The organism is Rahnella perminowiae (assembly GCF_019049755.1).
GTDB lineage: Bacteria > Pseudomonadota > Gammaproteobacteria > Enterobacterales > Enterobacteriaceae > Rahnella > Rahnella perminowiae.
This window is the reverse complement of the sequence record NZ_JAFMOS010000420.1, coordinates 1-8,633: the sequence shown is the minus strand read 5'-3', so window position 1 is coordinate 8,633 and position 8,633 is coordinate 1. Positions and strand designations below refer to the sequence as shown.

11 protein-coding genes are annotated in these 8,633 nt (G+C 51.3%); 7 read left to right on the top strand and 4 right to left on the bottom strand.

The features are described from left to right. Nucleotides 1–646: TetR/AcrR family transcriptional regulator (locus J1785_RS06355; RefSeq protein WP_238483105.1), on the top strand; the 646-nt coding region annotated here is incomplete at its 5' end. A gap of 143 nt (nt 647–789) precedes the next feature. Beyond that, the gene (fabF, locus tag J1785_RS06350; protein ID WP_129955266.1) at nt 790–2,064 is read left to right on the top strand and encodes a beta-ketoacyl-ACP synthase II; all 1,275 of its coding nucleotides are present in this window, start codon (nt 790–792) and stop codon (nt 2,062–2,064) included. Between the two features lie 80 nt (nt 2,065–2,144). On the opposite strand, the gene J1785_RS06345 is transcribed toward fabF, so the two are convergent. Then, nucleotides 2,145–3,008 carry a YicC/YloC family endoribonuclease gene (locus J1785_RS06345; RefSeq protein ID WP_015699232.1) on the bottom strand — a complete coding sequence of 288 codons (864 nt, stop codon included), beginning with the start codon at nt 3,006–3,008 and terminating at the stop codon, nt 2,145–2,147. A gap of 126 nt (nt 3,009–3,134) precedes the next feature. Here J1785_RS06345 and rph point away from each other — a divergent pair, with 126 nt between their 5' ends. Together rph and pyrE are read left to right on the top strand one after the other, a co-directional pair. Beyond that, nucleotides 3,135–3,851: a ribonuclease PH gene (gene rph / locus J1785_RS06340; RefSeq protein ID WP_129992194.1), complete on the top strand. Its 717-nt coding sequence runs from the start codon at nt 3,135–3,137 to the stop codon at nt 3,849–3,851. An 83-nt stretch (nt 3,852–3,934) separates the two neighbouring features. Further along, a complete protein-coding gene (gene pyrE / locus J1785_RS06335) occupies nt 3,935–4,576 on the top strand; it encodes an orotate phosphoribosyltransferase (protein ID WP_129955268.1) in 642 nt (213 codons plus the stop codon). Between the two features lie 80 nt (nt 4,577–4,656). On the opposite strand, the gene slmA is transcribed toward pyrE, so the two are convergent. The 3 genes from slmA to coaBC form a co-directional block, all read right to left on the bottom strand. Beyond that, nucleotides 4,657–5,253, bottom strand: coding sequence for a nucleoid occlusion factor SlmA (slmA, locus tag J1785_RS06330; protein ID WP_013577628.1), 597 nt, complete (start codon nt 5,251–5,253; stop codon nt 4,657–4,659). 171 nt (nt 5,254–5,424) lie between these two features. After that, complete coding sequence (gene dut / locus J1785_RS06325; RefSeq protein ID WP_013577627.1) at nt 5,425–5,883, bottom strand: dUTP diphosphatase; 459 nt, start codon at nt 5,881–5,883, stop codon at nt 5,425–5,427. Next, nucleotides 5,861–7,078, bottom strand: a complete 1,218-nt coding sequence (gene coaBC / locus J1785_RS06320) for a bifunctional phosphopantothenoylcysteine decarboxylase/phosphopantothenate--cysteine ligase CoaBC (protein ID WP_217157268.1) — start codon at nt 7,076–7,078, stop codon at nt 5,861–5,863. Before coaBC ends, dut begins: the two co-directional genes overlap by 23 nt. Before the next feature lie 183 nt (nt 7,079–7,261). Here coaBC and radC point away from each other — a divergent pair, with 183 nt between their 5' ends. The 3 genes from radC to rpmG all read left to right on the top strand — a co-directional run bounded on the left by radC (nt 7,262) and on the right by rpmG (nt 8,624). Then, complete coding sequence (gene radC / locus J1785_RS06315; RefSeq protein WP_129992192.1) at nt 7,262–7,942, top strand: RadC family protein; 681 nt, start codon at nt 7,262–7,264, stop codon at nt 7,940–7,942. A gap of 266 nt (nt 7,943–8,208) precedes the next feature. Beyond that, nucleotides 8,209–8,445, top strand: a complete 237-nt coding sequence (rpmB, locus tag J1785_RS06310) for a 50S ribosomal protein L28 (protein ID WP_004931195.1) — start codon at nt 8,209–8,211, stop codon at nt 8,443–8,445. 11 nt (nt 8,446–8,456) lie between these two features. Beyond that, nucleotides 8,457–8,624, top strand: coding sequence for a 50S ribosomal protein L33 (gene rpmG / locus J1785_RS06305; protein WP_004392084.1), 168 nt, complete (start codon nt 8,457–8,459; stop codon nt 8,622–8,624). Nucleotides 8,625–8,633: the final 9 nt, after the last annotated feature.

Here is an 8,633-nt window from a genome sequence, read left to right as displayed (position 1 = left end):
TGTTAAATCTGCTCCGGAGGAGTGTATGAAGCCCGATATTCCGGTTGCGTTAACACAGCGTGGACCTGCCGAGCATGAACGTCGTGAACAAATTATAAATGCGGCCTTTGAGCTCTTTCGTCTTTATGGTTATGCCAAAACATCAGTGGCTGATCTTGCCAAATCCATCGGTGTTTCAAGCGCTTACATTTATAAATTTTTTGAATCGAAACAGGCCATTGGCGAAGCTATTTGCTCGCAGCGGGTGGGTCAGATAGATGAGGCACTCATGGTTATTGCGCAAAGTAACCAAAGTGCGACCCTGCGCCTGAGATCTATTTTTAAAACGCTGCTGACGCGTAGTCTGGATCTCTTCTTCCAGGACAGGAAATTGCATGATCTGGCTGCAACAGCGTCGGCTCAGCAATGGAAATCGACATTAAATCATCGTGCTATGATTTACAGCATTGTTGAAAAAGTGGTTACCGATGGCCGGGAGTCCGGTGAGTTTGAGCGTAAAACGCCACTGGATGAGGTTTGTATGGCGATCACCACGGTGACAACGCCATTTTCGCATCCGTTATTGCTGGAACAAAAAACACCTGAACAATTGGAAGAGCGTGTTCAGGCGATCACCAGCCTGGTCCTGCGAAGTCTGGCAAAGTAGACGCAACAAAATTTTGGGTTACGGGTTTACAAAAACGTAATTCGTCACATACTGTCAGCCGTTATTATCAAGAAACCCGTTTCTGGCCGGTTCATATATCGCCTGCGGAAACTTACGTCTTATACAGACAGAGAGGAATGTTTATGACTCATCGTCGAGTGGTTATTACCGGCATGGGGGCTGTGAGTCCTCTGGGCTGTGATATCGAAACTATCTGGAAGCGTCTGCTGGCCGGTCAGTCTGGTATCCGTGTTTTGCCGGAAGAAATTGTAGAAACACTGACCGTGAAAATTGGTGGTCAGGTACAAACTAAAGAACAGGATCCTGAGTCTGGTTTCGATCCGGATCAGTTCGTGGTACCAAAAGACCAGAAAAAAATGGACCGTTTCATCCTGTTTGCGATGGCTGCTGCCGATATGGCCGTTGCTGACGCGGGCTGGAAAGCCGAAACACCGGAACAACAGGAACGTACAGCAACCGTCATCGGTTCGGGTATCGGTGGCTTCCCGGCGATTGCCCATGCCGTGCGTACCAACGACAGCCGTGGCGCTAAGCGTTTGTCGCCTTTCACGATACCGTCGTTCCTGGTGAATCTGGCGTCTGGTCAGGTTTCCATTAAACATCAGTTTAAAGGCCCGATTGGCGCGCCGGTAACGGCTTGCGCGGCAGGTGTTCAGGCGATTGGTGATGCGGTGCGTTTGATTCGCAATGACGAAGCCGATGTTGCACTGTGTGGCGGCGCGGAAGCGGCTATCGATACTGTGAGCCTGGGGGGTTTTGCGGCGGCGAAAGCCATGTCTACCGGGCATGAAGATCATCCGGAAAAAGCTTCCCGTCCGTTCGACAGCGCACGTGATGGTTTTGTTATGGGCGAAGGCGCGGGCATGCTGGTGATTGAAGAACTGGAGCATGCGAAAGCACGTGGCGCCAGAATTCTGGCTGAGATTGTCGGTTACGGTACCAGCGGTGACGCCTACCACATGACGTCCGGTGCGGAAGATGGCAACGGTGCGGGCCGCGCGATGAAAATCGCGCTGCGCCAGGCAGGTATTCAGCCTTCAGACGTGCAGCATCTGAATGCTCACGCAACTTCTACGCCGGTGGGCGATCTGGGTGAAATCAATGCGATTAAAACCCTGTTCGGCACTGACGGTAAACTGGCTGTCACGTCTACCAAATCTGCAACCGGACATCTGTTGGGGGCGGCTGGCGGGCTGGAAACCATTTTCACCATTCTGGCCGTACGCGACCAAATTGTTCCTCCGACGCTGAATCTGGAAAACAAAGACGAAGCGGCAGCGGGGCTGAATATTGTAGGTAATATCGCGCAGAAACATGATATTACGTACGCGCTGTCAAACGGCTTTGGTTTCGGTGGCGTGAACGCCTGCGTACTGCTGAAACGCTGGGAAGACTAATTTCCTTTTTCGCTGACGCATAAAAAAACGCCTCGGACTTTAATGACCTGAGGCGTTTTTTATTAAGCAGGGCAGAGGATTTACTCGATATTCTGAATCTGCTCGCGCATTTGTTCGATCAATACTTTCAGCTCGATAGCTGACGTTGTGACATCGGCATTGATGGATTTAGACGCCAGCGTGTTTGATTCGCGGTTAAATTCCTGCATCATGAAATCAAGACGGCGGCCCACGGCTTCTTCTTTCTTCATGATTTTGTGTGTTTCTTTGACGTGCGCTTCCAGCCGGTCCAGCTCTTCAGCCACATCGATACGCTGTGCCATCAGAACCAGTTCCTGTTCCAGACGGGTATTTTCCAGCTGGACCTGTGCATCTTCCAGTTTGCTGACCAGACGCTCGCGCTGCCATTGCAGAATATTTGGCATCTGGGCGCGGACTTTCACCACTTCTGCGCTCACGCCGTCGAGACGCTGTTCGATCATCGTTTTCAGTGCTGCACCTTCGCTTTCGCGCGCGCTGATGAAATCATCCAGTGCGGTTTCCAGCGCCAGCAGCAGTTCGGTGCTTATAGCGTCCAGATCCTGTTCTTCGGCCAGCATAACGCCCGGCCAGCGCAGGACTTCCAGCGGATTAATTTCGCCTTCATCACTTTGCATTTTCACCCATTGCGCCGCTTCAACCAGCTGTTTCGCCAGCTTTTCATTAAGCTGTAACGTGCTTTGTGCGCCAGGGTCGAGATCAAAACGCAAATTACATTCGACTTTACCACGGGTCAGCCGGGCGCGAATACGCTCACGGACAACCGGCTCCAGGCTGCGGAATTGCTCGGGCAGACGGATGTAGGTTTCGAGATAACGTTGGTTTACGGAGCGGAGTTCCCACGCTGCGCTGCCCCAGTCACCCTTAATTTCGCGTCGGGCATAAGCGGTCATACTACGGATCATGTATGCGTACCTGTTAATGTAAAGATGAAGCGATTATAGCCCCCGCGAGCGGGTCATGATAGGCATTACCTCGCGAAGTCCGTATAATGCGCAGCCAAACATGATTCGCGACCCGGAGAAGTATCCATGCGTCCAGCAGGCCGAAATGCACAACAAGTGCGCCCCGTAACACTGACCCGCCATTACACTAAACACGCTGAAGGTTCCGTGCTGGTGGAGTTTGGTGATACCAAAGTGCTGTGTACCGCGACGGTGGAGGAAGGTGTTCCGCGTTTTCTGAAAGGTCAGGGACAAGGTTGGATCACCGCAGAGTATGGCATGTTGCCACGTTCTACCCACACCCGTAATGCCCGTGAAGCCGCAAAAGGCAAGCAGGGCGGCCGTACTCTGGAAATCCAGCGTTTGATTGCCCGTTCCCTGCGCGCAGCCGTCGATCTGAAAAAGCTGGGTGAATTCACCATTACGCTCGATTGTGATGTGTTACAGGCGGATGGTGGCACGCGCACTGCGTCCATTTCCGGTGCTTGTGTTGCGCTGGCCGATGCGCTGAATGCGCTGGTAGCTGCCGGTAAACTGAAAGCGAACCCGATGAAGGGTATGGTTGCTGCAGTTTCTGTCGGTATCGTGAAAGGCGAAGCACTGTGTGATCTCGAATATGTTGAAGACTCAGCGGCAGAAACCGATATGAATGTCGTGATGATGGAAGATGGCCGCATGATTGAGGTGCAGGGCACCGCAGAAGGTGAGCCGTTCAGCCACGAAGAGTTACTCGGCTTACTTGCTCTTGCACGAGAGGGCATCGACACTATCTTCCAGGCGCAGAAAGCGGCGCTGGCGGAATAATTTTTTAAGGCGACTGAGAAGTCGCCTTTTTTATGGCCTGCGGGCTGACAATGAGAAACAAGACGTTATCGAGGAGACCATCAATGAAAGCCTATCAGCGCCAGTTTATTGAGTTCGCACTGAACAAACAGGTTTTGAAATTCGGCGAATTTACCCTGAAGTCCGGGCGCATCAGTCCTTACTTCTTCAATGCCGGTTTATTTAATACTGGCCGTGATCTGGCGTTACTGGGACGTTTTTATGCCGAAGCATTGATGGATTCCAATATTGATTTCGATTTAGTGTTTGGTCCGGCTTATAAAGGTATTCCCATCGCGACGACCACTGCCGTTGCTCTGGCTGAGCATCATGAGCGCGATGTGCCATATTGCTTTAACCGCAAAGAAGCCAAAGATCATGGTGAAGGTGGCTTGCTGGTCGGCAGCCCGTTACAGGGCCGTGTCATGCTGGTCGACGATGTGATTACTGCCGGTACCGCTATCCGTGAATCAATGGAAATCATCAGTGCGAACAAAGCCACTCTGGCAGGCGTATTGATTTCTCTTGATCGTCAGGAACGCGGACGTGCGGATATCTCTGCTATTCAGGAAGTTGAGCGTGATTACCATTGCAAAGTAATTTCAATTATTACGCTGGCTGACCTGATTGAGTACCTGGAAGAGAAAGCGGAAATGGCTGATCATCTGGCGGCTGTCCGGGCTTACCAGCAGGAATATGGCGTTTAATGTAGTCACTATCCTATGAGTAAAACAAAAGGGCCTTTCGGCCCTTTTTGATATTGATGTTTGCCTCTGCCGGGCAGGTTTTATTGCAACTGAGCAGAGATCAGTGGCCAGCGGGTATCGAAATCCTGCGTCGGTTTGTACTTAAACTCAGAGCGTACAAAACGCGACAGCATTCCTTCGCAAAATGCCAGTAACTGGCTGGCGAGCAGAGTTTCATCGCTGATGAATCCGCTGCCTTCACGCATTTTCTTTTCCCGAAGCACCTGACGCAGTTGCGCTTCAATTCGCTCAAAAAGCTGATTGATGCGGCCTTGCAGGCGATCTTGTTCAAACATCAGGGCATGACCGGTCATAATTCGGGTCAGTCCCGGATTACGTTCGGCGAAGCCCAAAATCAGCAGCAAAATCAGACGTATTCTGTTTAACGTATCTTTCTCATCCTGCAGAATGAGGTTGATACGGGTGATCAGACTGTCTTCGATAAACTCGATTAAGCTGTCAAACATGCGTGTTTTACTGGGAAAATGACGGTAAAGCGCTGCTTCTGAAACACCTACACTGGCGGCGAGTTTTGCAGTCGTGATCCTCTGGCTGCCATCGCTGGACTGAAGCATTTGCGCCAGGGCCTGCAAAATCTCTTCGCGCCTGTTCCTTTTTGTCGTTTCTTTCTCTGCCATGTCTGAATAGACCCTTGCTAAAAAACGGCTAAAATCATGGAGAAACCGCACAACTGCCGCATGAATCACTGTGATCCTGCGGCTTATTTCGTTCCCTATGTGTTGTTACGGTCTGATAGTGATAAGGATCTGTTCAATATCGCGTCAAAATCAGCGGTGCTGAACAGGTTCTTATTGGCGACCTGAATGGCCAAAACCACCTTCGCCGCGTTCACTGGCGTCAAAATCTTCCACCAGATTGAATTCAGCCTGAACGACAGGCACAAACACCATCTGAGCAATACGCTCGCCTGGTTCGATAACAAATGTTGTCTGACCGCGGTTCCACACCGACACCATCAGCTGGCCCTGATAATCAGAGTCGATAAGACCGACAAGGTTACCCAAAACGACACCGTGTTTATGCCCCAGGCCGGAGCGAGGTAAAATAACCGCCGCCAGATTAGCATCACCAATGTGAATAGCCAGACCGGTTGGCAGCAGTGTGGTTTCACCCGGTTTCAGCTCTACTGAAGCATCCAGACAGGCGCGCAAATCCAGACCCGCAGACCCGGGTGTCGCGTAAGCCGGTAAAGGGAAAGTCGAACCGATGCGCGGGTCGAGAATTTTAATGTCGATTTTTTTCATCATAACGGCTGACAATCTCTTCTAATAATCGTTGACCAAGCAGGGACTTATCGCTGAGCGGTAAGATTTTATCCCCGTCCTGCCAAAAAAGATGCAAAGCATTGGAATCGCTGTTGAAACCTTGCCCGGCACGTGAAACATCGTTGGCGCAAATCAGGTCCAGATTCTTACGGATCCTTTTTTGCCGCGCGTATTCTTCCACATTCTGGGTTTCAGCGGCAAACCCCACGACGTAAGGTCGGTTCTCTTTCATCGCTGCAACACCCGCAACGATATCAGGGTTTTTAATCATTTTTACCGTGATTTCATCGCCTTGCTTTTTGATCTTCTCATCAGCAATACGCTCTGCGCGATAATCTGCCACGGCCGCGCAGGAAATGAAAATATGCTGAGATGCCGCCGAAAGCTGCACGGCTTGTTGCATTTCCAGCGCACTTTCCACATCAACACGGCGGACATTCGCGGGCGTCGGTTGTGTTACCGGCCCGGCGATCAGTGTCACTTTGGCACCCCGTTCAGCGGCGGCTCTGGCAATCGCAAAACCCATTTTGCCGGAGCTGTGATTGCTGATGAAGCGGACAGGGTCCAGAGGCTCGCGGGTCGGGCCTGCGGTCACCATAATGTTCAGGTGCGCCAGATCGTTGCGTGAAGAAAAATGCGTATTCGCCATATCAACAATCACCAGCGGATCCAGCATACGTCCAGGCCCCACATCACCGCAGGCCTGACTGCCGCTGTCCGGACCCCACATCAATGTGCCCCGTGCTGCCAGGCTTTGCAGGTTTTCTTGTGTGACGGCCGCACGATACATTTGCTGGTTCATCGCAGGCAGTACTGCGACCGGTGCCGCAGTCGCCAGACATACCGTTGTCAGCAGATCATTTGCCAGGCCGGCATTCATGCGAGCCAGCAAATCCGCAGTGGCGGGGGCAATAATGACTAAATCTGCCCATTTCCCTAACTCGATATGTCCCATTGCCGCTTCGGCCGCCGGATCAAGCAGGTCGTCAGAAACCGGATAGCCGGAAACCGCCTGCAGGCTCAGCGGCGTCACGAAAGATTTCGCCGCTTCTGTCATGACGACGCGGACTTCAGCGCCTCTTTCACGTAAGCGACGTACCAGTTCTGGTGCTTTATAGGCAGCGATACCACCGCTGATACCGAGCACAATATGTTTGCCGGAAAGTCCCGTCATCATCATTGTCCGATTAGTTGAAAGCTGAAAGAAGCGACATTTTAGCATAACGGGGAATGATGACAGCTATTGGCGATACTACGAAAGTTGAGGAATAAAAATTCTGCGTAACATCTCGCAAGCTGACGCACCGGACCTCACGACGGGGAGAATGTTGTGCCACAATCGCCGCGAAAAGGAGTCAGGATGACGAAACAGCAAGACCCGTGGCCGGGAGAGATGCCACCGCGCGAAAAATTATTGCAACAGGGAGCGAAAGAGCTGACGGATCAGGAGTTGCTGGCGATCTATTTGCGCACGGGATGCAAGGGATTGCATGTCATGGAGCTGGCAAAAAATCTGCTGGATGAATTTGGTTCATTACCTAAATTACTGAAGGCCGATTTTGACACCATGGCACGCACAAAAGGAATGGGAGTGGCCAAGTTTTCACAGCTGGTAGCCGTATCCGAATTATCCCGCCGCGCCTACTTGCGCCATCTGAGTGCTGAAAATGCGATGCTCAGCCCCGCAGTCATCCGCGAATATTTGCAGAATTTACTCGTTTTTCGGGAAAGAGAGGTGTTTCTGGTACTTTTTCTCGACAACCAGCATCGCGTTATTCGCCATGAGGAGATGTTTGCTGGTACTATTGGGCACGTAGAAGTGTATCCCCGCGAAATTGTTCGTGGTGCGATGAAGGTTAATGCGGCAGCCCTAATTCTGGCGCATAATCACCCATCTGGTCGGGCTGAGCCCAGCCTGATGGATAGAAAAGTGACTGAACAGATTATTCGTGCGTGCCAGCTGCTGGAAATTCGTGTCCTTGACCATTTGGTTGTAGGCCACGGAGAAACGGTATCTTTTGCCGAACGCGGCTGGATTTAGCGTCGTTTTTTGAAGATCCTTAGGGATCTTTAGCTGTTCGGGACTTGAGCACTTACGCTACAGAGCGTATACTACGCCACCTTTGAGAATCTTGGGTTTGGCGTTAAGAGCCTATCTCAGCAGGTTTCTGACCTGATGAATTGGTTTTTTACCCGACGACAGTGAGTCGGTTCTCAGTGGAGTTTGCTGAGATGGGCTCTAAAAGCCTGACGAGGCGGCCATACCCTATACGAAGCTCGAGCTGATTTGATTTTTGGAGAATAGACATGTCCCGAGTCTGCCAAGTTACTGGCAAGCGCCCGGTGAGCGGTAACAACCGTTCCCACGCAATGAACGCGACCAAACGCCGTTTTCTGCCGAACCTGCACTCCCACCGTTTTTGGGTTGAGGCTGAGAAGCGCTTTGTAACTCTGCGTGTATCTGCTAAAGGTATGCGTGTTATTGATAAGAAGGGTATTGAGACGGTCTTGGCCGATCTGCGTGCCCGCGGTGAGAAGTATTAAGGAACTGCATCATGGCTAAAGGTGTTCGCGAGAAGATCAAGCTGGTTTCTTCTGCTGGTACTGGTCACTTCTATACCACTACGAAGAACAAGCGTACTAAGCCGGAAAAATTGGAACTGAAGAAATTCGATCCAGTTGTCCGTCAACACGTGATCTACAAAGAAGCTAAAATTAAATAATTTTAGTGG